31 protein-coding genes are annotated in these 24989 nt (G+C 64.6%); 9 read left to right on the top strand and 22 right to left on the bottom strand.

Annotated features, from left to right (window positions below):
* Positions 1–192 precede the first annotated feature (192 nt).
* Both ACEN9F_RS05535 and ACEN9F_RS05530 read right to left on the bottom strand, forming a co-directional pair.
* Entirely contained in the window at positions 193–414 is a 222-nt protein-coding gene (locus ACEN9F_RS05535) for a TOBE domain-containing protein (protein ID WP_019919846.1), read from the bottom strand.
* Positions 415–532: 118 nt separating this feature from the next.
* A complete protein-coding gene (locus tag ACEN9F_RS05530) occupies positions 533–1564 on the bottom strand; it encodes a sulfate ABC transporter substrate-binding protein (protein ID WP_413418628.1) in 1032 nt (343 codons plus the stop codon).
* A 290-nt stretch (positions 1565–1854) separates the two neighbouring features.
* Here ACEN9F_RS05530 and ACEN9F_RS05525 point away from each other — a divergent pair, with 290 nt between their 5' ends.
* Complete coding sequence (locus tag ACEN9F_RS05525; protein WP_413418626.1) at positions 1855–2385, top strand: GNAT family N-acetyltransferase; 531 nt, start codon at positions 1855–1857, stop codon at positions 2383–2385.
* Here the strand turns inward: ACEN9F_RS05525 and ACEN9F_RS05520 are convergent.
* Positions 2382–3188, bottom strand: coding sequence for a class II glutamine amidotransferase (locus ACEN9F_RS05520; RefSeq protein ID WP_413418624.1), 807 nt, complete (start codon positions 3186–3188; stop codon positions 2382–2384). The two genes, ACEN9F_RS05525 and ACEN9F_RS05520, sit on opposite strands and share 4 nt — an antisense overlap.
* Before the next feature lie 155 nt (positions 3189–3343).
* Between ACEN9F_RS05520 and ACEN9F_RS05515 the strand changes: the two genes are divergently transcribed.
* Positions 3344–4171 carry an EAL domain-containing protein gene (locus ACEN9F_RS05515; RefSeq protein WP_413418622.1) on the top strand — a complete coding sequence of 276 codons (828 nt, stop codon included), beginning with the start codon at positions 3344–3346 and terminating at the stop codon, positions 4169–4171.
* A gap of 15 nt (positions 4172–4186) precedes the next feature.
* Here the strand turns inward: ACEN9F_RS05515 and ACEN9F_RS05510 are convergent, their stop codons facing one another.
* Positions 4187–4543, bottom strand: coding sequence for an energy transducer TonB (locus ACEN9F_RS05510; protein WP_413418620.1), 357 nt, complete (start codon positions 4541–4543; stop codon positions 4187–4189).
* Positions 4544–4868: 325 nt separating this feature from the next.
* Between ACEN9F_RS05510 and ACEN9F_RS05505 the strand changes: the two genes are divergently transcribed.
* On the top strand, positions 4869–5300 hold the full coding sequence (locus ACEN9F_RS05505) for a hypothetical protein (RefSeq protein WP_413418618.1): 432 nt from the start codon (positions 4869–4871) through the stop codon (positions 5298–5300).
* A 57-nt stretch (positions 5301–5357) separates the two neighbouring features.
* Positions 5358–6107, top strand: coding sequence for a YcbK family protein (locus tag ACEN9F_RS05500; RefSeq protein ID WP_413418616.1), 750 nt, complete (start codon positions 5358–5360; stop codon positions 6105–6107).
* 13 nt (positions 6108–6120) lie between these two features.
* Here ACEN9F_RS05500 and ACEN9F_RS05495 read toward each other — a convergent pair whose 3' ends face one another.
* Complete coding sequence (locus ACEN9F_RS05495) at positions 6121–6339, bottom strand: DUF3460 family protein (RefSeq protein ID WP_413418614.1); 219 nt, start codon at positions 6337–6339, stop codon at positions 6121–6123.
* A gap of 63 nt (positions 6340–6402) precedes the next feature.
* Here ACEN9F_RS05495 and ACEN9F_RS05490 point away from each other — a divergent pair, with 63 nt between their 5' ends.
* From ACEN9F_RS05490 to ACEN9F_RS05475, 4 genes are all read left to right on the top strand, one after another.
* Positions 6403–6813, top strand: a complete 411-nt coding sequence (locus ACEN9F_RS05490; protein ID WP_413418612.1) for a hypothetical protein — start codon at positions 6403–6405, stop codon at positions 6811–6813.
* 23 nt (positions 6814–6836) lie between these two features.
* Entirely contained in the window at positions 6837–7625 is a 789-nt protein-coding gene (locus tag ACEN9F_RS05485) for a transporter substrate-binding domain-containing protein (RefSeq protein ID WP_413418610.1), read from the top strand.
* Positions 7626–7627: 2 nt separating this feature from the next.
* Positions 7628–8284 (top strand): amino acid ABC transporter permease, encoded by a 657-nt coding sequence (locus ACEN9F_RS05480; protein WP_413418608.1) that lies wholly within the window; start codon positions 7628–7630, stop codon positions 8282–8284.
* A 100-nt stretch (positions 8285–8384) separates the two neighbouring features.
* A complete protein-coding gene (locus ACEN9F_RS05475) occupies positions 8385–10574 on the top strand; it encodes a putative bifunctional diguanylate cyclase/phosphodiesterase (RefSeq protein ID WP_413418606.1) in 2190 nt (729 codons plus the stop codon).
* Between the two features lie 13 nt (positions 10575–10587).
* Here the strand turns inward: ACEN9F_RS05475 and ACEN9F_RS05470 are convergent, their stop codons facing one another.
* From ACEN9F_RS05470 to flgB, 12 genes are all read right to left on the bottom strand, one after another.
* Complete coding sequence (locus tag ACEN9F_RS05470; protein ID WP_413418604.1) at positions 10588–11631, bottom strand: hypothetical protein; 1044 nt, start codon at positions 11629–11631, stop codon at positions 10588–10590.
* Positions 11632–11651: 20 nt separating this feature from the next.
* The gene (gene flgL / locus ACEN9F_RS05465; RefSeq protein ID WP_413418602.1) at positions 11652–12563 is read right to left on the bottom strand and encodes a flagellar hook-associated protein FlgL; all 912 of its coding nucleotides are present in this window, start codon (positions 12561–12563) and stop codon (positions 11652–11654) included.
* An 11-nt stretch (positions 12564–12574) separates the two neighbouring features.
* A complete protein-coding gene (gene flgK / locus ACEN9F_RS05460) occupies positions 12575–13945 on the bottom strand; it encodes a flagellar hook-associated protein FlgK (RefSeq protein ID WP_413418600.1) in 1371 nt (456 codons plus the stop codon).
* Between the two features lie 92 nt (positions 13946–14037).
* Positions 14038–14460, bottom strand: coding sequence for a hypothetical protein (locus tag ACEN9F_RS05455; protein ID WP_413418598.1), 423 nt, complete (start codon positions 14458–14460; stop codon positions 14038–14040).
* A gap of 9 nt (positions 14461–14469) precedes the next feature.
* Complete coding sequence (locus tag ACEN9F_RS05450) at positions 14470–15591, bottom strand: flagellar basal body P-ring protein FlgI (protein WP_413418596.1); 1122 nt, start codon at positions 15589–15591, stop codon at positions 14470–14472.
* A gap of 35 nt (positions 15592–15626) precedes the next feature.
* A complete protein-coding gene (gene flgH, locus ACEN9F_RS05445) occupies positions 15627–16295 on the bottom strand; it encodes a flagellar basal body L-ring protein FlgH (RefSeq protein ID WP_413418594.1) in 669 nt (222 codons plus the stop codon).
* Complete coding sequence (flgG, locus tag ACEN9F_RS05440; RefSeq protein WP_413418592.1) at positions 16295–17086, bottom strand: flagellar basal-body rod protein FlgG; 792 nt, start codon at positions 17084–17086, stop codon at positions 16295–16297. The genes flgH and flgG overlap by 1 nt, the downstream gene beginning before the upstream one ends.
* Before the next feature lie 33 nt (positions 17087–17119).
* Positions 17120–17845, bottom strand: a complete 726-nt coding sequence (gene flgF / locus ACEN9F_RS05435) for a flagellar basal-body rod protein FlgF (RefSeq protein WP_413418590.1) — start codon at positions 17843–17845, stop codon at positions 17120–17122.
* 27 nt (positions 17846–17872) lie between these two features.
* Positions 17873–19135: a flagellar hook protein FlgE gene (locus tag ACEN9F_RS05430; RefSeq protein ID WP_413418588.1), complete on the bottom strand. Its 1263-nt coding sequence runs from the start codon at positions 19133–19135 to the stop codon at positions 17873–17875.
* 14 nt (positions 19136–19149) lie between these two features.
* Entirely contained in the window at positions 19150–19821 is a 672-nt protein-coding gene (locus tag ACEN9F_RS05425) for a flagellar hook capping FlgD N-terminal domain-containing protein (RefSeq protein ID WP_413418586.1), read from the bottom strand.
* Positions 19822–19824: 3 nt separating this feature from the next.
* Positions 19825–20247 (bottom strand): flagellar basal body rod protein FlgC, encoded by a 423-nt coding sequence (flgC, locus tag ACEN9F_RS05420; protein WP_413418584.1) that lies wholly within the window; start codon positions 20245–20247, stop codon positions 19825–19827.
* Between the two features lie 11 nt (positions 20248–20258).
* Positions 20259–20621, bottom strand: a complete 363-nt coding sequence (gene flgB / locus ACEN9F_RS05415; RefSeq protein WP_413418582.1) for a flagellar basal body rod protein FlgB — start codon at positions 20619–20621, stop codon at positions 20259–20261.
* Between the two features lie 239 nt (positions 20622–20860).
* Here flgB and flgA point away from each other — a divergent pair, with 239 nt between their 5' ends.
* Entirely contained in the window at positions 20861–21508 is a 648-nt protein-coding gene (flgA, locus tag ACEN9F_RS05410; protein ID WP_413418580.1) for a flagellar basal body P-ring formation chaperone FlgA, read from the top strand.
* On the opposite strand, the gene ACEN9F_RS05405 is transcribed toward flgA, so the two are convergent.
* From ACEN9F_RS05405 to motA, 5 genes are read right to left on the bottom strand one after another with little or no spacing between them, the layout of a single operon-like run.
* Complete coding sequence (locus ACEN9F_RS05405; RefSeq protein WP_413418578.1) at positions 21489–22259, bottom strand: glycoside hydrolase family 73 protein; 771 nt, start codon at positions 22257–22259, stop codon at positions 21489–21491. The genes flgA and ACEN9F_RS05405 overlap by 20 nt on opposite strands.
* A complete protein-coding gene (flgN, locus tag ACEN9F_RS05400; RefSeq protein ID WP_413418576.1) occupies positions 22246–22692 on the bottom strand; it encodes a flagellar export chaperone FlgN in 447 nt (148 codons plus the stop codon). The genes ACEN9F_RS05405 and flgN overlap by 14 nt, the downstream gene beginning before the upstream one ends.
* Positions 22689–22973: a flagellar biosynthesis anti-sigma factor FlgM gene (gene flgM, locus ACEN9F_RS05395; protein ID WP_413418574.1), complete on the bottom strand. Its 285-nt coding sequence runs from the start codon at positions 22971–22973 to the stop codon at positions 22689–22691. Before flgM ends, flgN begins: the two co-directional genes overlap by 4 nt.
* Before the next feature lie 39 nt (positions 22974–23012).
* Positions 23013–24041: a flagellar motor protein MotB gene (locus tag ACEN9F_RS05390; protein ID WP_413418572.1), complete on the bottom strand. Its 1029-nt coding sequence runs from the start codon at positions 24039–24041 to the stop codon at positions 23013–23015.
* Positions 24025–24945: a flagellar motor stator protein MotA gene (motA, locus tag ACEN9F_RS05385; RefSeq protein WP_413418571.1), complete on the bottom strand. Its 921-nt coding sequence runs from the start codon at positions 24943–24945 to the stop codon at positions 24025–24027. The genes ACEN9F_RS05390 and motA overlap by 17 nt, the downstream gene beginning before the upstream one ends.
* Positions 24946–24989: the final 44 nt, after the last annotated feature.

Below are 24989 nucleotides of genomic sequence, written 5' to 3'. Positions count from 1 at the left end.
CTTGGGCGACGCGGCGCAAAGTAATCTAGCTATGCGGCAATATTTCCTAAGGATAGACAATAACATTAAAGTGGTTTCTCGTCTATTGAATGTAACTCCGCGATTCCATTATTTTGTTTCTGAACTACGTCGCACGCAAAAAAGCCCTGAGACGGCGGTTCTCAGGGCTTCGGGAGGGGGCGGGCGTGTTGTTTAGCTGCTGATCTTGGCGATCGAGACCTCGGTGGATTTGACCAGGGCGATCACTTCGCTGCCCACCTTCAGGTCCAGGTCGTGGATCGAGCGCGAGGTGATCACCGAGGTGACGATGCCGTGCTGGGTTTCCACATCGACTTCCGAGACGACTGGCCCAAAGATGATTTCCTTGATTTTGCCGCGGAACTGGTTACGTACGTTAATTTCAGAAATGGCCATCGTGCTTCCTTTATCTGGTTGAGTTGCTACATTTCCAGATTACGGGCACGGCGGCCATTTGCAAACGAATCGATACGTATATCCTTATTTGCTGCTTATTTGCCGCCTGTTTCCCGGGTTATTTCTGGTAGATCTTGTCGAACTCGCCGCCGTCGTCAAAGTGCTTCTTCTGGGCCGCTTTCCAGCCGCCGAAGACGTCGTCCACCGAGAACAGGCTGATCTGGCGGAAATTGGCGTTGTACTTCTTGAAGGCCTTTTCCGAGCGCGGGCGCAGCGAATGCTTGGCGATGATTTCCTGGCCTTCTTCGCTGTACAGGAAGTTCAGGTAGGCGGTGGCTTGCTTGCGCAGGCCGCGGCGGTCGACCACCTTGTCGACCACGGCGACCGGCGATTCGGCCAGGATGGAGACGGCGGGGTAGACCACGTCGAACTTGTCGCCGAATTCCGTGCGCACCAGGTTGACTTCGTTCTCGAAAGTCACCAGCACGTCGCCGATTTCACGCTGGGTGAAGGTGGTGGTGGCGCCGCGGCCGCCGGCGTCCAGCACCGGCACGTTCTTGAATATCTTGCCGACCAACTCGCGCGCCTGCGCCTCGTTGCCGCCTTTTTTCAGCACCGAGCCCCAGGCCGCCAGATAGGTGTAGCGGCCGTTGCCCGAGGTTTTAGGATTGGGAATGATGACCTGCACGCCAGGCCTGGCCAGGTCGTCCCAGCTTTTGATCTGCTTCGGATTGCCCTTGCGCACCAGGTACACAACGGTGGAATAGAACGGCGCGGCGCCGTTCGGGAATTTCTTGGCCCAATCGGCCGTCACCACGCCGCGATCGACCAGGATGTCGATGTCGTTGGCCTGGTTCATGGTCACCACGGCCGCTTCCATGCCGTCCGCCACCGAACGGGCCTGCTTGGACGAACCGCCGTGCGATTGGTTGACATCGACGGTCTCGCCGGTGGCTTTCTTGTATTGGGCGACGAAGGCCGGGTTGATGTCCTTGAACAGTTCGCGCGTGACGTCATACGAAGCGTTCAGCAGCACGGTGTCGGCGGCGCTGGCTTGCAGCGGCAGGCCCAGCATGGCGGCCGATGCGGCCAAGAACCAGGAGAGAAGCAGGGAGGTAGTCAGTGCGCGGCGTTGTTTTTTGTTGGTCATAATGAGCTTTCGTAATAACAGACGTCCATGGTGTAAAATTTCGCCCGGAAAAGATACGAATTTTTCGTAATATGCTTAGAAGCTATGTTTGACACGAGGTTTTCAGTAAAAACCGCATATCGATTTTTGAAAACATTCGTGGGCAAAAGTGGTGCCAGACCCTAGCCTGTCATAGCGCGATACGGTCACCAAGGGTGTGCCCGTACCGGTTTCGGCGGCTTAGTGTATAGTCGGTTTGAGGCACTGAGGAGGCGACTTCCTTTTGCTATCGGGAATATTTGTGAGCGTACATGAGTCTTGAAATTCGTATTGCTGCTTCGACAGATGCGGAGGCGGCGTGCAAGGTGTTGCGCCGCTCGATTACGGAATGCTGCGAACTGGATCATAAGAACGATCCCGCCATTCTGGACGCCTGGCTGGGCAACAAAACACCGCAGATGGTGGCTAACTGGTTTAGTTCGCCGACCAATTTTTCGCTGATCGCCGTCAGCGAAGGCGAAGTCGTCGGCGTGGCGCTGCTGACCGGCGCCGGCAAGCTGGCGCTGTGCTATTTGCTGCCGGAAGCGCGCGGCCAGGGTGTCGGCAAGGCCTTGCTGACGCGGATGGAGGAACAGGCTTGCGGCTGGGGCGTCAAGGCGTTGCAGCTGCACAGCACGGCCACCGGCAAGGATTTCTTCGCGCAGCGCGGCTATATCGACGCCGGCAAGGTGCGCTCGCCCTACGGCGTGGAGACGGTGTTCTTCTGGAAACAGCTGGATGCCGACGCCGAGGCGCCGGACGGCGCCAAGCGCAAGCGCTTCTGCAACTGCAATTCAATCTAGCAGCACACTTCCAGCTGCCATTGCTGGCGCGCCACGGGCGCCGATCCCACTTCCTTCCCGCCGGCGAACAGTTTCAGTTCGCCCGGCGCAAACCTGGTCCAGGCCTCGTTCGAGGTCAGCGGCTCGGTCGCGATCACCGCGATGCGGTCGTCCAGATGGTTGTGCTTGCTGAAATCGATGCTCAGGTCGCAATCGATCAGCTTGGCCACCGAAAACGGATACTCCCTCACCACCACATGCAAGTCGGTACTGCAATGGGCGAACAGCAGCTCGCCGTTGGAGAGGATGAAATTGAAGGTGCCGTGGCCGGCGATCTCGCCGGCCAGCGTTTCCAGCGCCGCATACAGGAGGTGCCGCTCCGGCTGGGCGTCGAAGCGCAGCGCCAGGCCGGACAGCAGATGGCAGAAGGCGCGCTCGCTGTCGGTGTCGCCCCACGGCGAGTACAGGCTGGGATTCGGATCGAACAGTTTCAGGTCGCCGTTGTGGGCGAAGGACCAGGTCTGGCCCCACAGCTCGCGCGTGAACGGATGGCTGTTTTCCAGCGAGATGCGGCCCTGCGTCGCCTTGCGGATGTGGGCCACGACGTTCCTGGCCTTGATCGGGTTTTGCTTGAGCTGCGCCGCCAGCGGCGAATCGGCCGAGGGCAGGTAGTCGGTGTACAAGCGGCAGCCGCTGGCGGTGTGCAGGGCGATGCCCCAGCCGTCCCGGTGTTCGCCGGTGCGGCCGCCGCGTTCGGAAAAGCCGGCGAAGGAAAAATCGACGGCGGCGGGTTTGCTGCTGCTCATAGCAAGTAATTGGCACATGGCGTAGGCGACATAGTTAAACGATGTCCCACGATAACGGCCGCACTGCCATGGCGGAACGAATGTTTTGGCATAACCATAGGCGAAAGCATTCCTTCTGCTTTGGCGTCCACGGGCATACGCTGTCGACATTCTCAGTACCCATCGAGGAGTATATGTCATTCCCCATCCTGCAAAAGTACCTGGCGCGCTTATCCGACGCGACCGGCGCCGCTTCCAGCATCTGGCTCGATCACGAGGGCAAGGCGCAGGGGCGGTTTTTCAATTGCACCATGAGCAGCGCGTTCCAGCCCATCCGGCAACTGGACAGCTCCGCGGTGCAGGCCTACGAAGGGCTGGCGCGCAGCGTCTCGGCCCAGGACCTGGGCCTGTCGCTGTGGAAGCTGCTCGACCATGCGGCCAGCGACGACGAGTCCATCGAGCTGGACCGGCTGTGCCGCATGCTGCACTCGATTAATTTCTTCCGCCAGGCCGAGGCCGCGCCGAACGCGCATGCCGACCTCTACCTGAACGTGCACGACCGCCTGCTGAGCGCGGTCAGCAGCAACCATGGCCATGCCTTCCGCCGCATCCTCGATGCGCTGGAATTGCCGCTGGAGCGCGTGGTGCTGCAATTGCCGGCGGCGACGCCGCAGCAGGGCTGGCTATTGAACTATGTGTCGGACAACTACCGGCGCAACGGTTTCCGCTTCGCGGTCAATGTGGCGGGCCCGCGCGACGCGCTGCACGTGCTGGGGCGCTTGCGGCCGGACGTGTTCAAGCTGGACGCGCGCGACTTGCATGAGGAACCGGCCTTGCTGGAATTGCTGCAGCGTTGCGCTGCCGACAAGGTGGCGGTGGTGTTCAAGCGGCTGGAGACCCAGCAGCAGTTGACGGCGCTGCGCCAGCTGGGCGACACGGCGGGCGTGCCGCTGCTGGTGCAGGGCTATCTGCTCGATGAGCCGCGTGCCGCGCTGCTGGAGCCGGCACGCCGCGCCGCATGAGCGGGATGGCGGGGATCAGTTCAGAACCCAGTTGTACTGCACTTGTGCCCAGACTGGCGCGTTGCCGCTCTCTTTGCCGACCGGCTTGAACTTGCAGGTGGCGCCGGCGCGCAGGGAAGCCTTGTCCAGCGCCAGGTGGCCGCTCGACGAGATCACTTTGGTTTCTTGCACATTGCCGCTGGCATCGACCAGCACGGCCAGCTTGACCGCGCCCTGGATGTCATCTTCCAGCCAGGAATTGCGGTAGTTAGGGACGTCGCAATCGGCGGCTGCCAGGCGGGTTGGGGCGCTGACGGCGCCGGCGGCGAAGGCTGGGCCGGCGAAGGCGGACAGCAGCAGGACGGTAGCGGCGGCGAGGGTACGAGTGTTCATGGTGGGCTCCAGGTAGGTTCGGTTAAGTGTCAAAAGACAGCTGGTACGAAGCCAATATACTGCGCCGCATCATATATTGAAAATTTATTGTTGGAATAGCAGCCATGCGCCAGTCGCATAACTTATCCGTTTTCATAGACAAAACTAGTTGCCCATAGGCACCATCATGTTACCGCTAACTTTTTGCGATACAGATATTTTGACTCGCATGTGCATCCGCATCATTTTTCAAACGCAGAGGCCTGCCGCGCTGCGATAACGATATTGAATTTGTATTTTCTGGTGCGGCTGCTTAAATATAAACCTCAGGTTTAAGGAGATCATCATGAAGATAATCCATTTGGCAGCGGTGGCGGGCATGCTTACGGTTGTGCCCGCTATACAGGCGCAGGAGGACACGGTTTCTGTACCGGTCAGGGCAAACGAGGTGCGCATCGACTTACCGGACAATCATAAAAAGATGTGGCCGGCCGATTATGACGACTATAAACGCGACTATAGCCTGTCGAATGGACAAACACTGTCCATCATCAGCCGCGGAACCAATATGTACGCTTATGTCGGCAATGACAAATGGCATAAGATCGCCGCCGTCGCGCCGAATACTTTTGTCGCGCTGGACCGGAAATTAAAAATGGAAATCAACCTGCTGGGCGAGGAGCAGGCGAACGGCTGGGTCACCATGGTGGTGCCGGCGCAGCAGCTTTCCAGCGGCGAGATTGTGCCGGAAAAGATCGTGTATTTTGCAATGCACTAGTTTTTCATTTCCCTCCGCATAGGCTATAGTATCCATATTGTTTTAGACGGATGGGCTATGGCATCGCGCAGAGATTTTATACAGCAGGGTTTAGGCCTGACGGCCGCAAGCTTTTTGTCGGTGCCGCTGATCGGCTGCTCGTCCGGCAGTCCGGTGCGGCAGGCCGGCACGGCGGCCAAGCCGGCTCCGCATCCGGCGCCGGTGCTGGCGCAAGCCAGGCCCGCCGCCAGCATGCCGCGCGCATCGGAACAGCCGGCGCCGTCCATCGCCAGGGGCGAACCGGAGCCGCCGCCCGATATCTTCGACGCCCAGGCGCTGGACCTGGAATTCTGGCTCAAGCCGCGCACCATCGAGGTGTTCCGCCCGGCCAGCAACGAGCGCGCCAAGCTGCTGTACTGGCGCGACGGCGAGATCATCGAATCGGCCTACCAGGACTTGTGCCATTTGCTGCGCGACGTCAACGGCAAGGAAACCGCGCGCATCGATCCCAAGCTGTTTGAAACGCTGTGGGGCACGCAAGCCTTCGTGCAGCGCTACGGCATCGATACGCCGCTGGAAATCCTGTCCGGCTACCGTACCTCCGCCTCCAACAACAAGCTGCGCGAAGCCGGCGTGCCGGCCGCGCGCCAGTCGCTGCACATCGAGGGCCGCGCCGCCGACATCCGCATCGCCAACCTGAATTCCGAAGTGCTGGGCGGCTTGGTCAAGAGCTTCCGCCAGGGCGGCGTCGGCTTCTATTACCGTGCCGGCGCGCGCGGCGGCTGGATCCACGCGGACACCGGCCTCAAACGCACCTGGAAGGGCTGAGCGCCGCTCCGGCCTACTCGTAATAGTAGGAGTGGTAGGGCAGGCGGGTCAGGTTGGCCTCGATCTGCCGGTCTATCTCCTGCGCGTTGACGTAGCGTTCCCACCAGATGCGCCATCCCAGCATCTGGTCGCGCCGCACGTCGGGATGCTCGCGCAGGTAGCCGTCCATGAATCGCGTGAATTCCGAGACGTATTCCTTGCGCCCCGGCCCGGGGCCATAGAGATATTTCATGGTAAGACCTCCCATCGATTACACTGGCGGCTTGGCCAGGCAAGATCAGGAAACAGGATTTGTATGCAAGACAATAACGAGCCGCCGCGCTTCCGTCCGGTGCCGTGGAGCGGGCTGGAAACGCCCGCCGATGTGGAACTGTGGATCGCGGAACATAATCTCAGCCTGCAGGAAAACATCGGCAAGCATGAAACCGGTTATGGCGTCTGTTTCACGCTGGCCGAGGGCGGCGAGATCTATATGCAGACCACGCAGGACGGCGCCTTGATCCTCGATGTTACGCCGGAAGCGGCATGGGTGGCGCCGCTGATCATGGCGGCGGCCCGCATCGACGAAGCGCCGCAGGGTTCGCTGTGGGTGTTGCCGGACGATAAACTGATACAGTTGATGATAGGACTGAGCAGCCTGATCGCCAGTTCGATGCTGGTCGTGGGCCACCATTTCGGCCTGCGCCGGCGGATGGGCGCCTGGTAGGACCAACCAATACAAGGAATTTCATGCACAAACGCGATTTCACGTTCAAGGTGGCCCTGCTGGCCATCGCTTTGGCGGCGTTGCCGGCCGCCGCCGCCGACCTGCTGGCCAGCGTCAAGGCGCGCGGCACGCTCAAGGTGGCGCTGGAAGGCACGTATCCGCCGTTCAACTACAAAGACCAGAAGAGCGGCGAGCTGGCCGGCTACGATGTCGACGTGGCGCGCCTGATCGCGGGCAAGCTGGGCGTGAAAGTGGAATTCGTCAGCAGCGAGTGGGCCAGCATCCTGGCCGGGCTGTCGGCCAACAAGTACGACGTGATCATTTCCCAGGTCGGCATCAATCCCAAGCGCGAGCAAGCCTTCGATTTTTCCGTGCCGTACATTTACTCGATGCCGCAGCTGATCGTGCGCAAGGACGACAAGGCCGCGTATAAAACGCTGGCCGACCTCAAGGGCAAGAAGCTGGGCGTGGGACAGGGCAGCGTCTACGAGCAGCAGGCCAAGGCGGTGCCGGGCATCGAGGTGCGCAGCTATGCGGCGGCGCCCGACACCATGTCGGACCTGGCCAGCGGCCGCCTCGATGCGGCGCTGAACGACAGCCTGATGTCGGCCTACCTGCTGAAGATCTCGAAATTGCCGATCAAGGCCGGCGCCCAGGTGGGCGCGGTCGAGCGCATGGGCATTCCTTTCCAGAAGGGCAATCCGCAATTCAAGGACGCGCTCAACAAGGCGCTGGCCGCCGCCGCCGCCGATGGCAGCCTGAAAGCCATTTCGCTGAAATGGTTCGGCACCGACGTCAGCAAGGCGCCGTAAGCATGGAGTTGCTGGAGCTGTTGCGCGAGGCCGCGCCGGTGATGCTGCGCGGCGCCGGCTATACCGTGCTGTTCGCGCTGGCCGCCATGCTGGGCGGGCTGCTGATCGGCTTCCCGGTGGCGGTGATGCGCATCCTGCCGTACCGATTGCTGCGCTGGCCGGCCGGCGTGTATGTCAGCCTGATGCGCGGCACGCCGCTGCTGGTGCAGATGTTCGTCATCTACTACGGCCTGCCCAGCGTCGGCGTCGAATTCACGCCGGTGACGGCCGGCATCCTGGCGCTGAGCCTGAACTCGGGCGCCTTCCTGTCGGAAAGCCTGCGCGGCGCCATCGGCGCGGTCAGCAAGGGCCAGTGGGCGGCCAGCTACAGCCTCGGGCTCGGTTATTGGGCCACGCTGCGCCATGTGGTGATGCCGCAGGCCTTGCGCATCGCCGTGCCAGCCATGAGCAACACCCTGATCAGCCTGATCAAGGATACCTCGCTGGTCTCGGTCATCACGCTGACCGAGCTGATGCTGTCGACCAAGGAAGTGATCGCCACCACCTTCCAGCCGCTGCCGCTGTACCTGGCCGCCGCCGCCATCTATTGGGTGCTGAGTTTGCTGTTCGAGGCGCTGCAACGGCGCGCCGAACAACGCTTGAACCGCGCGCACCGCTGAAGCGCCGCCCATTGCTCGACATCGCCAGGCTTAAATGTTAGTCTGAAGACATCAGCAAAGGGGTGGTATGGAGAAGCCAGCGCAATCATCCAGGACCGAATTGCAATCCCGCAGGCAGCCGATCTCCGAGGCGCGCCTGGACGGGCTTGCCGGCATCGCGCTGGTGGCCGAGGCGGCCGCGATGGCGCCTTACGAAGCCATGATGGCCACCATGGGCGACAGCGGCGCCCCGGACCACGAGGCCGTGATGGCCGACCAGGACTATTTCAACGATATCTACCTGCTGGCGCCGGTCGGCTATTTCGTGCTCGGCTTCGACACCGCCATCCTGCAGATGAACGTGGTCGGCGCCGACTTGCTGGGCCTGCCACGCAACAACCCCGAGCATGTGCCGTTCCGCCAGTTCATCGCGCCGCGCTTCTTCGAGGACTTCGACCGTTTCCTGCGGCGCGCCGTCAACAGCAGCCAGCCCGAGCATTGCGACCTGCAGATGGTGCGCGCCCGCAACCAGCAGGGCTTCCCGGTGACGCTGCGCGCCAGCGCCGACAGCAGCGGCCAGGCGATCCGGGTGGTGCTGGAGCTGGCCGAGGGCAAGCTGGCGGCGCTGGAGCGCAGCGAGGAGCGTTTCCGCCGCATCGTCCACAGCGCCGAGGAAGGCATCTGGGAAATCGATGGCGCCGCGCGCACCAGCTTTGTCAATCCGAAAATGGCCCACATGCTGGGCTACGGCATCGAGGAGATGCTGGACCAGCCGCTGGTGGCCTTCATGGACGACGAGGGCCGCGCCATCCTCGAACGCAATATCGCGCGCCGCCAGCAGGGCGCGGCCGAGCGCCACGAATTCAAGTTCCTGCGCAAGGACGGCGGCGAGCTGTGGGCCACGCTGGTCACCAATCCCATCTTCGACGCCGACGGCGGCTACCTGGGGGCGCTGGCGCTGGTGACCGACATCACGGCCACCCGCGCCTCGGCCGACCTGATCTGGCAGCAAGCCAATTTCGACACGCTGACGGCGCTGCCCAACCGCCATATGTTCCAGGACCGGCTGGGGCAGGAGGTCAAGAAGGCGCGCCGCGAGGGCCTGCTGCTGGCGCTGCTGTTCATCGACCTGGACGGCTTCAAGCAGGTCAACGACACGCTGGGCCACGAGCAGGGCGACGCCCTGCTGGTGGAGGCGGCGCGCCGCATCGGCGCCTGCGTGCGCGCCTCGGACACGGTGGCGCGGCTGGGCGGCGACGAGTTCACGGTGATCTTGTCCGGGCTGGACCAGATGACCGGCATCGACCGCATCACGCAAACCATGCTGGCGCTGCTGAACCGGCCGTTCGCGCTGGGCGCGGCCACGCCGTCGATCTCGGCCAGCGTCGGCATCGCGCTGTTCCCGTCGGACGCGGTGACGCCGGAAGAGCTGCTGCGCCACGCCGACCAGGCCATGTACGCGGCCAAGCAGGGCGGACGCAACCGCTACAGCTATTTCACGCCCGACCTGCAGCTGGCGGCGCAGGCGCGCCAGCAAGTCACGCTGGACCTGCGCTCGGCGCTGTCCGGCCAGCAGTTCGAGCTGTACTACCAGCCCATCGTCAATCTGCAGACCGGCCAGATCGAGCGGGCCGAGGCGCTGCTGCGCTGGCGCCATCCGCAGCGCGGCCTGCTGGGGCCGGCCGATTTCCTGCCGTTCGCCGAGTCCGGCGGGCTGATGATGGAGATCGGCGACTGGGTGTTCCGCCAGGCGGCGCGGCAGGCGCGCCTGTGGCAGGACGAGTTGGGGCCGGGCTTCCAGGTCGGCATCAACCAGTCGCCGGCGCAGTTCCGCGGCGACACCGCGCTGTACGTCGGCTGGCTGAACTACGCCACCCAGCTGGGGCTGCCGCCGCGCAGCATCGTCATCGAAATCACCGAGGGCGTGCTGATGGACGGCACGGCCCAGGTGGCGGACCGGTTGCGCGACCTGCGCGAGATGGGGGTGCAGGTGGCGCTGGACAACTTCGGCACCGGTTATTCGTCGCTGGCCCACCTCAAACACTTCGGCATCGACCTGCTCAAGCTGGACCACAGCTTCATCCAGCACCTGGCCAGCGACAGCGGCGACCTGGCCATGTGCGAGGCGCTGATCGTCATGGCCCACAAGCTGGGACTGCGGGTGGTGGCGGAGGGCGTGGAAACGCCGGCGCAAAGCGGCTTGCTGGCGATGGCCGGCTGCGATTTTGCCCAGGGATATGTGTTTGCGCAGCCGATGCCGGCCGCCGAATTCAGCGCGCTGGCCAGGCGCGGCCTGATGCTGCCGAACTAGGCCGGGTTGGCGTTCAGCGCAAGCTCAGCAGGGAGATCACGCGCTCGCGGCTGATGCCGGCCAGCGCCGAGGTGATCGACAGCAGCGACTGGTAGCCGGGCTGCCTGGTGGTGGAGACGAAATTCTGCGCGACCTGGTCCATGCCGGCCTTGCTGGCGCTGGGCGCCGCGCTTTGCACGCGCGCGCTGACCTGGTTCAGCGCCAGGTGCACGGCGGCGATCGACTGCTCGACCTGCGCCAGCGCCTGCACCACTTGCTGCAGCGTGGCGCGGATCGCTTCCATGTCGGTGGTTTGCCAGTTGTCCGGATCGATCGCCGGCGTCTCGGCCTCGGCCTTCACGCGGTTCAGCTGGCCGGTCGGGAAGCGGATGCCGCTGCCCTGCACGGCGATGGTGTCGCGCACGTTCGACCATTGCGCTTCCGGGGTGGAGAATTCCAGCTGGCCGTCGTCGTTCAGCTTGGCGCGCACGCCGGCCGGCGCCAGCGCGTCGTCGAAGCGCTGGGCGATCTGGTCGTCGCTCAGGCCCGGCTCCAGCACCACCGAGCGCAGGTTCTGGCCGCCGCCGATGGAGATGGCCAGCACTTCGCGGCCGCCGGTGCGCAGGTTGGGCAAGTTCATGCCGCGCACCGTGAAGTTGGTGCTGGTGCCCTTGTTGCTGAACTTGAGGCGGGCGTCGAGCGTGCCGCCGGAGGCGTTGCTGCGGTTGCGCCAGCTGTTGCTGAACTGGCGCACGCGGGCGTCCAGCGTGCCGTCGGCGCGCTGGCGCGCGGCCAGGCGCGCGCTCAGGTCGGCCTTCAGGTTGCGCAGCTGGGCCGCGCTTTGCTCCAGGAAATCGAGCGCCTGCTGGGCGCCGGAGATGTCGCCCTGCAGCGGCTGGTCCCAGTTGCCCAGGCCGCGGCGCAGCGGCGCCGCCGAGTTCGGCGTCGGATTGACCGGCGTGGCCGTGGCCGCATTCTCTCCATTCAACCCCAGAGAGGTGCCGTCCACCGCGCTGGCATTGCCGGCGTTGGCGCCGGGAACAATGACGGGTGGCGTGGAAGTGGAAGAGATCTGCATGCTATGGACTGGTCAGGGGATTACAGCATGTTAAACAGCGACAGGTTGCTGATCTTCGAGTACGCCTTGTACGACGCCTGCAGCGCCAGGTTGTAGCCGTTCAGTTCGGTCGCGGCCTCGCCCATGTCCAGCGAACCGAGGTCGATCAGCGCGGTCGAGTTCGACAGGCTGACGTTGGCGTGGTTGTTGTCCAGCGTTTCCATGACGTTTTGCGCGCCGCCGAAGTTGGCGATCTTGCTGGCGACCAGGTCCAGCGTCGCGGTGGCGCCATCCATGTTGGCGCCCAGCGCGTCGCGCAGGCTCTGCGTGCTCGACGTCACGCCCGGCTGCGACAGCTCGAAGATGGTGGTGTCCATCTGGTTGAGCAGTTTTTCCATGCCGGACACGTCGACGTTGACGGTCTGCGTGATGCCGTTGCCGACCACCGATTTTTGCTCGTTGGTGTTGCCGGTGAAGGTGTAGCGCGAACCCATGGCGGCGGTGGCGTCGTAGGTGATCGACGGCGTGCTGGTCAGCGTGCCCGAGAAGATGTAGCGGCCTTCCTGGTCCTTCTCGTTGCTGCTGTAGTAGAGACTGTCGCGCAGCGAGCTCATGGTCTGGACCATGGACTTCAGGTCGTCCGGCGTGTTGCTGCCGTCGGCCGCCCAGACCAGCAGGTCCTTGCTCTGGGTGATGTCGGCCACCATGCTGCTCAGGTAGGTCTCGTTGGTCGACAGGCGGATCTTGATGGCGGAGATGTTGCTGCGGTACTGGCCGATGATGGCTTCCTCGCGGGTCAGGCGCGACAGGCGCACATTGGTGACCGGATCGTCCGACGGCACCTGGATCTTCTTGCCGTTGGCCATGGCGGCGGTGATGGCCGCCAGGTGGCTTTGGTTGTCTTGCAGGCCGCGGTTCATGGTGGCCTGGAACTGGCTGGTAGCGATGCGCATTCAGGCTCTCCTTAACCGAACATTTGCAGTGTCGAGTCGAACAGGGTGTTGGCGACCGCGATCACCTTCATGTTCGCCTGGTACATATTCTGGAACTCCACCAGGTTGATCGCTTCCTCGTCGGTGTTGACGGCGCTGGTCGATTTCCAGTCGTCTTCCGATTGCTGGCGGATGGTGGTGGCGGTGTTCAGCTGCGACTGGTTCTGCTGGCTGTCGATGCCCAGCTTGCCCACCAGCTGGGTGTCGGCGTCGCCCAGCAGCACATTGCCCAGCGTGGTCAGCGCGATCGGCTGGCCCTTGATATCGATCAGTTTCTGCAGGTTGCCGCTGTCGCCGGGCGTGCCGTCGCTGGAGAACGCCAGGTCGGTGGTCTGGAAGCCGTCGGTGATCTGCAGCAGGCCGGTGGCGCTGGCCGGATTGAATTTCAGCAAGTCGGTGCCGGCCGTGGTGCCATCCTTGAAGCCGAGCGCCAGTTGGGCGTTGACCTTGTCCGCCATCTGCTCGGCGATCTCGGCGATCGACTTTTGCAGCGGCAGCAGGGTGTTTTTCTTGTAGTCGCCCAGGCCGCCGAGCTGGCCGCCGATCTTGGTGTCGTCCAGCTTGAACTTGGAGCCGGCGAAGGCGGCGGTCAGGATCGGGGTGCCGCTCGAGGTGTCGTAGCTCAGCTTGGCCGACAGGTTGCCCACCACCAGCGGCTGGCCGCTCTTCATCGAGACCGTCGAGGTGCCGTCGGGATTGTTGATGACTTCGATCGCCACCTGCGAGGCGACGCCGTCGATCAGCTGTTCGCGCTTGTCGATCAGGGCCGAGGTGTTGGTGCCGGCCGAGCCGACTTCGATGATCTTCTGGTTCAGCGCGGCGATGTCGGCCAGCGACTGGTTGAGCGAGGGCAGGATCGCCGATTGCTGCTGCTGGACCGAAATCAGCTGGTTGGCGGTGACGTTGTAGATGCTGTTGAACTGCTGCGACATCGAGTCGGCGGCGGTGATCACCTGCTGGCGCAGCGGGCTCGAGGTCGGATCGACGCCGGCCGCGTTGAGCGCCTTGAAGAAATTGTCGATGCCGTAGCTCAGGCTCGACTTGTCGTCGCTCATGACCTTTTCCAGCTGCGTCAGATACGGCTGGGTCTGCGAGTGCGAACCCAGGTCGGACGCCGCGCGCCACATCTGCTGCGACTTGTAGGAATCGCTGAAACGCAGCAGCGAGCCGACCTGCACGCCGTTGCCGGGCGATTTGGTGCCGGGATCGGACGCCATCGCCACCAGCAGCGCGCCTTGGCGGGTATAGCCCTTGGTTTGCGAGTTGGCGATATTCTGGCTGACGGTGTTCAGTGCGGCCTGGGCGGCCAGGGCGCCCGACAGTGCGTTGTAAGTGATGGTCATGTAGCGGGTCTTTCCTGGTGAAGGCCGGAGGACCAGTTGCTCGCAGCGTCTAGGCTACCGCCACCGGTCCGTTATCTGTAGAAGGCGACCGCTTACTTGGAGCGATTAAGCGTTCCGGATAAATTTTGCGTTGAGGCAACTGCGGCGCCGGCGGGCGCGCTGGCCGGCGGCAACAGCTGGCGCAGGATGGCGTCGGCCACGCCGAAGGCGCGCTTGCCGGCCAGCTGGTCGGCCACCAGGTTGTCGGCCATGTCCAGCATGTCCTGGTTGATGCGGTCCTTGCTCGGGCTGTCGTCGGCGGCCAGCGCGCGGGCGCCGTCGCGCATCTGGTGCAGCATGTGGCCGATGAAGAAACTCTCGAACTTGACCGCCGCCTCGGTGGCCTTGGCGCGGTAGGCCGGATCGACCGTGTCGCCGGGGGCGGCCGGGGCCGGCACGGCGTAGCTGTCGCTGAGCTTGTCGGCCACGCCCAGGCGCAGCTTGCTCGGATCGAATTCGGTGGGAAGGAGGCTCATGGGGATTCCTTAGATGACAAGCAGTTCGCCTTCGATGGCGCCGGCCTGGTCCAGCGCCTGCAGGATGGCCATGATATCGTCGGGCGAGGCGCCCAGGCTGTTGACCACGTCGATGATGGATTGCAGCTTGGCGCCGGCCGGCCACTTGAACATCTGCGCCGCGCCCTGGTCGGCGCTGACCTGGGATTGCGGCGTGGCCACGGTGGTGCCGCCGGCCAGCGCGTTCGGCTGGCTGACCTTGGTGCTTTCGGAAATCACCACCTTGAGCGAGCCGTGGGTGACGGCGGCGGCGCGCACCCGCAAGCCTTCGGCGATCACCACGGTGCCGGTGCGGGAATTGAACACCACTTTCGGGGCGTCGTCGCCGACGTCGATGTTCAGCGATTCGAGCTTGGCCATGAAGGCCACGCGCTGGGTCGGATTGGCCGGCGCCACCACGTCGACGCTGGTGGCGTCGCTGGCGGTGGCGATGTCGCCGAAGCGCTTGTTGATCGAGTCGACGATGTTGATCGCGGTCTGGAAATGCGGATGGCGCAGCGACAGGCGCACGGTGGGCTTGCTGGCGAAGTCGGTGGCGATCTCGCGCTCGATCGCGGCGCCGCTCGGGATGCGGCCGGAAGTGGGGGTGTTGACGGTGATCGAGGAGCCGCTCTTGCCTTGGGCGCTGAAGCCGCCGACCACCACGTTGCCCTGGGCCAGCGCGTAGACTTCATTGTCGGCCGCGCGCAGCGGGGTCAGCAGCAGGGCGCCGCCGCGCAGGCTCTTGGCGTCGCCCATCGACGAGACCACGACATCGATGCTCTGGCCCTTGCGGTAGCCGGGCGGGAACACCGCCGACACCATCACGGTGGCGACGTTTTTCGATTTGGCGTCGGTGCCGTCGGGCACCTTGACGCCGAACTGCTTGAGCATATTGATCACCGACTGGCTGGAGAACTTGACCTGGGTCGAGTCGCCGCTGCCGTTGAGGCCGACCACCAGGCCGTAGCCGACCAGCGGATTGTCGCGCATGCCCTCGACGGCGACCAGGTTGCGCAGCACTTGCGCCGCCTGCGCCGGCACGGCGGCCGTCAGCGTGAAGCACAGGGCGAAGGGCAAGGCCAGGAGACGGGACAGCTTGCGGAAATTCATGAGATTCACCCGAAAAAGAAGGACAACAGGACTGCTTAAAACGGCATGAACGGGCCGTTGAAGAAGCGCGACAGCCAGCCGGCCGATTGCGTATCGGCCAGCGTGCCCTGGGCCGAATAGGCGATGCGGGCGTTGGCGATGCGCAGCGACGACACCTGGTTGTCGGCGTCGATGTCGGCCGCGCGCAGGTAGCCGCGCAGGCGCACGAATTCCTCGCCCTGGTTCAGGGTCAGGGTTTTCTCGCCGGACACCCGCAGCAGGCCGTTCGGCAGCACTTCCTGCACGATCACGGTGATGGCGCCGGTCAGCGCGTTCTGCTGGGTGCTGGTGGCGTCGCCGGTGAAGGTGTTGGAGGCGCCCAAGCCGACGGCGGCCTTGCCGAAGGTCTTGCCCAGCAGGTTGGGGGCGTTGATGGTGTCGCTGGAATCCTTGGAATAGCTGGTGCCGGCCTTCTTGCTGGCCTGGGTGGTTTCCTGCAGGTTGACGGTGACGATGTCGCCGACCCGGAAGGCGCGGCTGTCCGACGTCAGCGACAGGCCGAGGTCGGAGCTGAAGACGCCGCCGGAACTGCCTTTCGGGCCGATGACGCGCGACACCGTGGGCGGCTCGTCGGACGGGCCGGGGCGCACGGCGGGCGGCTGCAACGCGGCACAGCCGGCCAACGACAAGGTCGCCAGGACCAGGGCGGGCAGTGCGGTTTTCATCAGCGTGCTGCCTGCGACAGGTATTGCAGCATATTGTCGGCGGCCGACAGCACCTTGGTGTTCATTTCATAGGTGCGCTGGGCGGCGATCATGTCGACCATTTCCTCGACCACCTGGACGTTGGAGCCCTCCAGCGTGCCTTGCTTGAGCTTGCCCCACTGGGCGGTGCCCGGCGTGCCTTCGGTCGGCGTGCCGCTCGACGGCGTCTCGGCGAACAGGTTCTCGCCCAGGGCCAGCAGGCCGGTCGGGTTGATGAAGCTGGTCAGGGTCAGCTGGCCCAGCTGCTGCGGCGTGGTGTTGTCGGCGATCTTGGCCGAGACGGTGCCGTCCTCGCCGATGGTCAGCGCGGTGGCGTTGGCCGGCACGGTGATCTGCGGGATCAGCGGCAGGCCGTGGGCGTTGACCAGGATGCCGTTGGCGTCGACCTGCAACTGGCCGGCGCGGGTGTAGGCGGTGGTGCCGTCGGGCTGGCGCACCGACAGGAAGCCGTTGCCCATGACCGACACGTCCATCTGGTTGCCGGTGGTCTGCAGCGTGCCCTGGGTGAACACCTTCTGGGTGCCGACCATGTGCACGCCGTTACCCAGCTGCACGCCGGACGGCGCCAGCGTGTTGTTGTCGGCGCGCTGCGCGCCCGGCTGCTGTTCCACCGAGTAGAACAGGTCTTCGAACACCACGCGGTCGCGCTTGAAGCCGACGGTGTTGGCGTTGGCCAGGTTGTTGGCGATCGCCTGCAGTTTCTCGTCCTGTGCCTGGACGCCGGTTTTGCTGATCCACATTGCTGGATTCATGAATTTCTCCCTGTTGGTGTAACGTGGACCGGCTTAGCCGCCGACCAGGCGGTTACCGGATTCGGCCATCGAATCGGTGGCCTTGAACAACTTCATCTGGATTTCAAACGTGCGGTTCAAGCTCATGGTGGCGACCATTTCCTCCACCGCCGAGACATTGCTGCCCTCGAGGTGGCCGGGGCGCACCGTCACCGTGGCGTCGGTCGCCAGCGGCTGGCCGTTGCGCGCCACCAGCAGGCCCGCTTCGTTCTTGGTCAGCTCCGAGGCTTCGGCCTTGACCAGGCGCAGCTTGTCGATGGTTTGCATGGTGGTGGTGCCGGGCGCCTGGATCGAGATGGTGCCGTCGTTGCCGATGTCGATCTTGCTGTACTCGGGGATCACGATCGGCCCGCCTTCGCCCATCACCACATTGCCGTTGATGCGCAGCGTGCCGGTTTCATCGAGCGCCATGGCGCCGGCGCGGGTGTAGGCCTCGCCGGCCGGTCCCTGCACGGTCAGGAAGCCGGCGCCGGACACCGCGACGTCGAGGTCGCGCCCGGTGGATTTCAGCGTGCCCTGGCGGGTCGACACCGAATTGGCCTGCAATTGCGACATATGGCGGTCGTCGTAGCCGTAACCGTTGACGGTCTGGGCGGTCGACAGTTCCATATTGGCGCGGAAGCCGCCGGTGTCGATGTTGGCCAGGTTGTTGGCGTGCACCTGTTGGCCGCGCAGGGCCCGTTCGGCCCCGCTCATGGCAGTGTAGATCAGCGCGTCCATAGCTTGGTCTTATCCCTCGGTCTGGCCTTAGATCGCTTGCATCAGCGATTGCAGCATGGTGCTTTCGGTCTGGATGACCTTGGAGTTGGCCTGGTAGTTGCGCTGCGACGTCATCAGGCCGACCAGCTCGGAGGTGATGTCGACGTTCGACTGTTCCAGCGAGCTGACGTTGATGGTGCCGCCCATGCCCACGCCCGGCGCGTTGACCAGCGGCTCGCCCGAGTCGATCGAGGAAGTCCAGCTGGTGTCGCTGATCGAGGTCAGCGCGCCTTCGTTCGGGAAGGTGGCGATCGCCAGGCGGCCGACGGTCTGCTTCTGGCCGTTGCTGTAGCTGGCGATGACGGAACCGTCGGAACCGATGGCGACGCCGGAATAGGTGCCCGAGCTGTAGCCGTCGGCGTTGTTGGCCGAGGTGGTCGCCTCGCCGGCGAAACCGGTGGTGCCGGTGTAGTCGATCACCACGTCCTTGAGCACGGCGCCGTTGGCGCCGGCCGCCAGGCCCGACAGGGCCAGCGTGTTGGTGCCGGCGGTGGTCGCGTCCGGGGTCAGCATGTGGCCGTCGACGGCGGTGTCGAAGGTCATCGTCAGCGGCGTGCCGAGGTCGGCGCCGTCCAGCAGGTAATGGACGTCGACGCTGCCGGCCACGCCCGGGACGCTGCCGTCCGGGGTGCGCGAGAAGTACTGCGTCAGCGTGTGCTTGCCGCCCAGCGTGTCGTACAGGATGGTGGCCTTGGACATGCTGAAGGTCTGCGGGTCTGGCGGGTTGGCGGCGTCGATCGGCGGCGTGCCCCAGGTGCCGGTCGGCGCTTCCCAGTCGGCCGACAGGTTGCCGACGTAGGTCATGTCCTTCGAGGCGACGGCCGGGATCGCGCCGGTCGGGATCGCCAGGTCGCCCAGCGCGCCCAGCGTGGTGGTGCCCGGGCTGACCGCATAGCCCTGCACCTTGCGGCCGGAGGCGTCGATCAGGAAGCCGTCCTTGGACGAGTCGAAGATGCCGACGCGGGTGTATTCGGTCTGGCCCGACTGCGCATCCTTGGCGATGAAGAAGCCGCGGCCGTTGATCGAGGCGTCCAGCGAGCGGCCGGTGTTCAGGATGCCGCCGGACAGGCCGACGTTCTGCGTGGTCGAACCGACCATCACGCCGGTCAGCTGGCTGCCCGCCACCAGGGTCGAGAAGTTGGCGCGGCTGGACTTGTAACCGTAAGTGCCGGCGTTGGCGATGTTGTGGCTGGTGACGTCCAGCGAATCGTTAATGGCCTGAATGCCAGACAATGCGATATCGAAACTCATGATGGATACCTTCCTTAGAGAGTGGCGGTGGACTTACCGTTGAAAGCGGTGATGGCGGTGGTGGCGGCTTCGCCGATGTTGGCGATGTTCAGCACCACGCTGCCGCCGGGCGACAGGCGCACGCTGTTCAGGCGGCCCTGGATGTCGATCGCCGGGGTTTCCTTGGTGCTGGTCTCGACCGACATCGTGTAGGTGCCGGCCGGCAGCTTCAGCTTGGCCGGGTCGATCGAGAACGCGACCTCGCCCGGCGCCTGCGTGCCGAGGCCGATTTCGTGCTTCTCGCCGTCGGCGCCGGTCAGGATCAGCTTGGTGCTGGTGCTGGACGCTTCCAGCGTGACCTGGCCGCTGACCTTGGTGCTGCCGTCCAGCGTGACGCTCTTGGTCTCGGCCATGACGTCGGAACCGACCTGCGCGCCCAGCGCCAGCACCTGCATGCTCTGCAGCACGCTGGCGTTGTTGCTGGTCAGGTTGGCCAGGTTTTGCAGCGATTCGGTTTGCGACAGCTGGGTCAGCTGCTGCACGAAGGCGGCCGGATCGGTCGGCGACAGCGGATCCTGGTTCTGGATCTGGGCCACCAGCAGCTTGGTGAACATTTGCGACGTCTCGCTCGCGGTGTTGCCGACGATGCTGGACGTGGAGCTGTTGTTGGTGCTGCTGCTGTTGTTATCGAGGAGACTGACTGTCATGGCTTAACCTTCACCGAGTTTAAGGAGGGACTGCTGCATCGTGCGGATGCGGCCGAGGACTTCGACATTGGTCTCGAAGGCGCGCGAGGCCGACATCATGTCGGTCATCTCGGCCACCTGGTTGACGTTGGGGTAGTACACCATGCCGTCGGCGTCGGCCATCGGATGGCCGGGCTCGTAGACCTTGCGCAGCGGCTCGGCCGATTCGACCACGTCCAGCACCTGCACCTTGCCGCCGGCCGAATTCATGCCGTCCGGGCTGTCGCTCATGACGGCGGCGAACACCGGCTTGCGCGCGCGGTAGGTCTCGGCCTCGGTGCCGGCCACGGAATCGGCGTTGGCCAGGTTGCTGGCGATGGTGTTGAGGCGGACCGACTGCGCCGCCATCGCCGAGCCGGCGATTTCTGAAATATTCTTGAACGACATGCGGGCTCTCCTTACTGACCGTTGATGGCTTTCGCCAGGCCCTTGAGTTTCAGGTTGACGAAGGTCAGGCTGGTCTGGAAGTCGGTGGCGTTCTGCGAGAAGGCGGCCTGTTCGACGCCGATCTCGACCGTGTTGCCGTCGCGGGTGGGATGGTAGGGCACGCGGTACATCAGCGCGCTGTCGCCGCCGTCGCCGATGTCGCCCATGCCCTCGGCCTGGGTGTTGGCCAGCGTGGCGGCGAAATCCATGTCCTGGGCCTGGAAGCCGGGCGTGTTTTCATTGGCGATATTGGCCGCCAGGATGCGCGTGCGATCGGACCGCAAATGCAGCGCATCGGCGTGTACGCCCGCCGCGTCTTTGAAGTTAATGCCCATAATCTTCCCCTGTGGTGACATTGCGGTAAAACCGGTATTCCGTTATTGCATGAGTGCAAACCGCTACGCCCAATGTAGAATGGCGGCCGAGTGCATTACGCGCCGCCGCTCTCGGCATCATAGTAGAGGTATTGCTCATGTTCAACAAATGTATTGTAACTGGTTTGGGTGGAATGTTGCTGTTTTGCACTTCATTTTCTCCCGTCTTTTCCGCCCCGGTTGCCATAGCGGCGGAGCAGGTGCCGGGCATCGTCGAAGCGGCCGCGCGCCAGCACGTGCAGCGCTGGGCCGACAGCAGCGGCCTGGTCGAGCCGACCTTTAGCGTCAGCGTGGTGCGCGGCAGCAGGCCGCTAGCCCCGTGCGGGCGCGCCGTCACGGTCGAGGCGGCCGATACGCGGCAGCCGGCCCGCATGCGCTTTGTCGCCGTCTGCGCCGGCGCCGACGGCTGGCGGTATGAATTCATCGTGCGCGCGCAAGTGTCGGCGCGGATTGCCGTCATGGCATCGGATGTGCCCGCAGGAAAAATACTGGCAGATGAAGATGTGTTGCTGGAGCGCCACGACATCTCTGGCATCGCCGACAGCATTGCCGATCCGCAAGACGCGGTGGGCATGAGCGGCAAGCGCGTCTTGCGTAGCGGCGAGGTGCTGCGCGCCACGCTGCTGACGTCGCCGACCATGGTCAAGCGCGGCGAACCGGTGCGCATCGTCGCGCGCCGCGACCAGATCGAGGTCAGCATGGCGGGCGAGGCGCTCGACAGCGGCGCCCGCGGCGCCGGGGTCAGGGTGCGCAACGCCAACGGCACCGTGATCCGCGCCCGCGTGACGGGCGCGGCAACGGTGGAACCTGTCGACATGCCCGTTTCCACTAGTCCGCCGACGGAGTGACGCCGGCCAGGCCGCCGCCGCGTTGCAACTGCGCGGCCAGCTTGCTGAGCTTGTCGGCGTAGTTGGGATCGGTGGCGTAGCCGCCTTGCGCCAGGCCGCTGGCGAAGGCGCGCGCGTCGCTGCCGGTGTTCAGCGCCGCCTGGTAGCGCGGGTTGCTGGTCAACAGGTTGGCGTAGTCGCGGAAGGCGCTGGCGGTGTCCGGATAGCTGCGGAAGCGCTCGGTCTTCCTCAGCATCGCGCCGTGCTCGTATTCGGTGGTGCTGGCGGCGGCCACCGCGCCTTGCCAGCCGCTGCCGGCCTTGATGCCGAACAGGTTGTTGGTGCTGGCGGCGCCGCTGCGCACCGGTTGCCGGCCCCAGGCCGATTCCAGCGCCGCATGGGCGGCCACCACATCGGCCGAGACGCCCAGCCGGGCGCCGGTTTCCTCCGCCCACGGCTTGATCGACGCCAGGAACTGCTGCTGGAGCTCGCTGTCGGCGCCTTCGCCGTCGCCGTTGACGGCGCCGCCGGCGCGGTTGCGCAAGGCCATGGCCTGCAGGCTCATGGCCTGGGAAGAGGGGGCTTCGCCGCGCAGGCCGCCGTCGCCCTTGGCGATGTAGGCGGCGACGTCGTTCTGCACTTGCTGGAAGGTCGCGCTGAAGTTGCCGGACGACGCCATGGCGCCGGTCGCCGCGGCGGGGCGGCTGGCGCTCATATTCGATACGGTTGCGGCAGTGGGTGCGGTCGGCTGCATCCCGTTAAGCTGGCGCATAAATCTGCTCCTCGCCATGCAGCACGCGCTGCATGATGCTGTATTGCTCCACCAGCAAGTCGCCGTTGCGCTTGCTCAAACGCTTGCATTCAATTACCGACTGTTCCAGCGTTTTCCAGTCCGCCTCCATTCTCTCCCGCGCCGTATTTTTCAGCAAGGCAAAAGCCTGCATCATGGTGGCCGTTGGCCCCAATAAACGTTGTACCAGCGCCACGCGCTGCTGGCGCCGCAGCTGCAGCACGTCCACCAGCGCGGAAATCGATTCGGCGACGGCGCCCAGCTCGGCCGCGCGGTGGCGCAGGGCGGCCTCGAATTGCTGCTGCAGCATGCCTTGCAAGCTGCGATAGGCGAGCAGGTCTTCCGCGATGCCGCCCAGCAGCTGACGCATGGCGTCCTGGCGGGTCATGCCCGCCGTGCCTGCCGCTTCGCTCACTGCTCGCTCCCGTGGAAACGCTGGATCAGGCCGGCAAGCTTGGCCGGATCGAACGGCAATTCGCCCTTGGCCAGCGCGTCGCGCAGCATGTCGACTTTTTCCTGGTCGATTTCCGGCATCTCGCGCATCGCCTGCAGCGCGGGTTGCATCACGGCCGACTGCAGCGGGGCCGGGGCCGAGGCCGGGGCGGGCGCGGCGGCGGCTTCGGCGCCATCCGCCGCGCCGCTGTCGGCCACCTGCTGGACGGCCATGCCGCCCGGGTTCGATGTCGGGATTCTCATACGTGTGCCTCTGGTTGGCTTGGTTTCCATACGAATATCTTATTTGTTGCGGCGCGGGTCGCGCAGCGGGCTGTCGCCGCCGCCGTTGAGCTGGTTGCGCAGTTTCTGCAGCAGGCCGGCGTCCGGCAGCGCGGTATCGACATCCTGGATCAGCATATTGCTGTTTTCCGGCATGCCGAACATGGCGGCGACGGTCTTGGCCTGGGCCGTGGTCAAGATCAGCAGTTCGATGCGGCGGTTGATGCCGGCGTCGGCGCGCTTGGTGTCGAGCGGCGCGCGGTCGGCCATGCCGACCACCTGCAGCACCGATTCCGCATTCATGGTGCCGGCCAGCAGCTGGGCGCGGGCCGACATGGCGCGGTTGGCCGACAGCGTCCAGTTGGAGAAGGCGGCGTAGCTGGTGTCGGCGTACTGCAGCGAATCGGTGTGGCCGACGATCAGCATCTGGTTTTCCATTTGCCGGAACAGCGGACCCATCTTGCGCAGCAGGGCGCGGAACTTGTCGGTCGGCACGGCGCTGCCGCGCACGAACATGCCCTGGCGGTCGGTGTCGTGCAACATCACGCGCAAGCCGTAGGGCGTGATGATGGCCTCCAGGTTGCTGGTCAGGCCGAAGTCCGAGCTCATCTTGGTCAGCGCCTTGGACAGCGCTTCCAGGTCGGACGGCGTGTCGTACTTGACCTTGGCGTCCTGCGCCACCTCTTCCTTGTCGCCGGTGGTGCGGGTGTTGGCCTCGCCGCGCGCCTTCTTGTCGCCCGGCTCCTCGGTGCTGCCGGTGTGCGGCATCGGGAAGCGGTCGATCAGGCTGCCGCGCGGACCGCCGACCTGCTCGGGCATGACGCCCTTGCCCTGGTCGGTCTTGGCGCCGTCGGCCTCGGTCAGGATCTGCTGCAGCGACTCGGTATTGCGCGCCGCCATCAGCCACAGCACCAGGAATAGGCACATCAGCGCCAGGCAGAAGTCGGCGAAGGCTACCTTCCAGGCGCCGCCGTGGTCGTCGTGCTTGTGCTTGCCGCCACCGCGCTTGACGATGGTCTGGTCATGGGCCTTGTCATGCGACTTTAGCACCGCGGCCTCCTCTGCGTGAGCTGTCCTCGGCCGGCGCGCTGTCGCGGCCTTCCAGGTCGTTGATCCAGCGTTCCAGCTGGGCGAAGCTTGGCTTGATGTTCAGCGGCACCAGGCGGCGGCCGGCGTCGATCGCCAGCAGCGGCGGCTTGCCGGCCACGTGGGTGACCAGCACCACCTTGACGCATTCCTTGTTGGACGCTTCTTGGTTGACCAGTTGCTTCATCATGTTGGAAATCGGGTCCAGGATGCCGTAGCAGAAGAAAATACCGATGAAGGTACCGACCATCGCCGCGCCGACGTGCTCGGCGATCTCGCCCGAGGTCGCGCCTTCGCTGACGGTGTTCATGGTGATCACGATGCCCAGCACGGCGGCCAGGATGCCGAAGCCCGGCATCGCCTCGCCGATCTTGGCCAGCGACTTGGCCGGCTGGTTCAGCTCTTCATGGATGGCTTCCAGTTCCTGCTCCAGCACGCCTTCGAGCTCGTGGGCGTTGATCTTGCCCATCGCCATCAGGCGGAAGTTGTCGACGATGAAGGCCAGCAGTTTCGGCTCTTCCAGCACGCGCGGGTAGCGCTGGAACAGCGGGCTGTCCTTGGGCGCCTCGACGTGGGCGTCGAGCGCCTTCAGGCCGCCGGCGGCCAGTTGCAGCAGTTCGTACATCAGCAGCAGCAACTGGCGCTGGAATTCGGAATCGTATTTCTTGCGGAACACGATCTTCTTGATCTGCGTGATGGTTTCCTTCAGCACGTGGGGCGGGTTGCCGATCACCAGCGCGCCGAGGCCGGCGCCGGCGATCACGATCAGCTCGATCGGCTGCCAGATCTGATGGAAGGCCCCGCCCATCATGAAGAAGCCGCCGAAGACGCTGCCCAAAACGATAATGATGCCGACTATTTGCTGCATGATGATTCCCTTTTACGCGTCATTTTTCAATCCCTGCCGCCCAG

Origin of the sequence: Duganella sp. CT11-25 (assembly GCF_047302815.1) — a bacterium.
Lineage (GTDB): Bacteria > Pseudomonadota > Gammaproteobacteria > Burkholderiales > Burkholderiaceae_D > Rugamonas.
Note: the sequence above shows the minus strand (reverse complement) of the source record. Positions and strands in the feature narration are given on the sequence as shown.

What these genes read in the sequence shown, in the direction of transcription:
- ACEN9F_RS05500 (WP_413418616.1), top strand. Translation starts at nt 5,358, where the DNA reads ATGGCATCGCGCAGAGATTTTATACAGCAGGGTTTAGGCCTGACGGCC.
- ACEN9F_RS05455 (WP_413418598.1), bottom strand. Translation starts at nt 14,460, where the DNA reads ATGAGCCTCCTTCCCACCGAATTCGATCCGAGCAAGCTGCGCCTGGGC.
- ACEN9F_RS05515 (WP_413418622.1), top strand. Translation starts at nt 3,344, where the DNA reads ATGTCATTCCCCATCCTGCAAAAGTACCTGGCGCGCTTATCCGACGCG.
- ACEN9F_RS05425 (WP_413418586.1), bottom strand. Translation starts at nt 19,821, where the DNA reads ATGACAGTCAGTCTCCTCGATAACAACAGCAGCAGCACCAACAACAGC.
- flgF (WP_413418590.1), bottom strand. Translation starts at nt 17,845, where the DNA reads ATGGACGCGCTGATCTACACTGCCATGAGCGGGGCCGAACGGGCCCTG.
- ACEN9F_RS05495 (WP_413418614.1), bottom strand. Translation starts at nt 6,339, where the DNA reads ATGAAATATCTCTATGGCCCCGGGCCGGGGCGCAAGGAATACGTCTCG.
- ACEN9F_RS05490 (WP_413418612.1), top strand. Translation starts at nt 6,403, where the DNA reads ATGCAAGACAATAACGAGCCGCCGCGCTTCCGTCCGGTGCCGTGGAGC.
- flgM (WP_413418574.1), bottom strand. Translation starts at nt 22,973, where the DNA reads ATGAGAATCCCGACATCGAACCCGGGCGGCATGGCCGTCCAGCAGGTG.
- ACEN9F_RS05535 (WP_019919846.1), bottom strand. Translation starts at nt 414, where the DNA reads ATGGCCATTTCTGAAATTAACGTACGTAACCAGTTCCGCGGCAAAATC.
- ACEN9F_RS05480 (WP_413418608.1), top strand. Translation starts at nt 7,628, where the DNA reads ATGGAGTTGCTGGAGCTGTTGCGCGAGGCCGCGCCGGTGATGCTGCGC.
- ACEN9F_RS05520 (WP_413418624.1), bottom strand. Translation starts at nt 3,188, where the DNA reads ATGTGCCAATTACTTGCTATGAGCAGCAGCAAACCCGCCGCCGTCGAT.
- motA (WP_413418571.1), bottom strand. Translation starts at nt 24,945, where the DNA reads ATGCAGCAAATAGTCGGCATCATTATCGTTTTGGGCAGCGTCTTCGGC.
- flgH (WP_413418594.1), bottom strand. Translation starts at nt 16,295, where the DNA reads ATGAAAACCGCACTGCCCGCCCTGGTCCTGGCGACCTTGTCGTTGGCC.
- flgK (WP_413418600.1), bottom strand. Translation starts at nt 13,945, where the DNA reads ATGACCATCACTTACAACGCACTGTCGGGCGCCCTGGCCGCCCAGGCC.
- flgG (WP_413418592.1), bottom strand. Translation starts at nt 17,086, where the DNA reads ATGAATCCAGCAATGTGGATCAGCAAAACCGGCGTCCAGGCACAGGAC.
- ACEN9F_RS05470 (WP_413418604.1), bottom strand. Translation starts at nt 11,631, where the DNA reads ATGCAGATCTCTTCCACTTCCACGCCACCCGTCATTGTTCCCGGCGCC.
- ACEN9F_RS05510 (WP_413418620.1), bottom strand. Translation starts at nt 4,543, where the DNA reads ATGAACACTCGTACCCTCGCCGCCGCTACCGTCCTGCTGCTGTCCGCC.
- ACEN9F_RS05530 (WP_413418628.1), bottom strand. Translation starts at nt 1,564, where the DNA reads ATGACCAACAAAAAACAACGCCGCGCACTGACTACCTCCCTGCTTCTC.
- ACEN9F_RS05430 (WP_413418588.1), bottom strand. Translation starts at nt 19,135, where the DNA reads ATGAGTTTCGATATCGCATTGTCTGGCATTCAGGCCATTAACGATTCG.
- ACEN9F_RS05485 (WP_413418610.1), top strand. Translation starts at nt 6,837, where the DNA reads ATGCACAAACGCGATTTCACGTTCAAGGTGGCCCTGCTGGCCATCGCT.
- ACEN9F_RS05450 (WP_413418596.1), bottom strand. Translation starts at nt 15,591, where the DNA reads ATGAATTTCCGCAAGCTGTCCCGTCTCCTGGCCTTGCCCTTCGCCCTG.
- ACEN9F_RS05505 (WP_413418618.1), top strand. Translation starts at nt 4,869, where the DNA reads ATGAAGATAATCCATTTGGCAGCGGTGGCGGGCATGCTTACGGTTGTG.
- ACEN9F_RS05525 (WP_413418626.1), top strand. Translation starts at nt 1,855, where the DNA reads ATGAGTCTTGAAATTCGTATTGCTGCTTCGACAGATGCGGAGGCGGCG.
- flgC (WP_413418584.1), bottom strand. Translation starts at nt 20,247, where the DNA reads ATGTCGTTCAAGAATATTTCAGAAATCGCCGGCTCGGCGATGGCGGCG.
- flgB (WP_413418582.1), bottom strand. Translation starts at nt 20,621, where the DNA reads ATGGGCATTAACTTCAAAGACGCGGCGGGCGTACACGCCGATGCGCTG.
- ACEN9F_RS05405 (WP_413418578.1), bottom strand. Translation starts at nt 22,259, where the DNA reads ATGCGCCAGCTTAACGGGATGCAGCCGACCGCACCCACTGCCGCAACC.
- flgL (WP_413418602.1), bottom strand. Translation starts at nt 12,563, where the DNA reads ATGCGCATCGCTACCAGCCAGTTCCAGGCCACCATGAACCGCGGCCTG.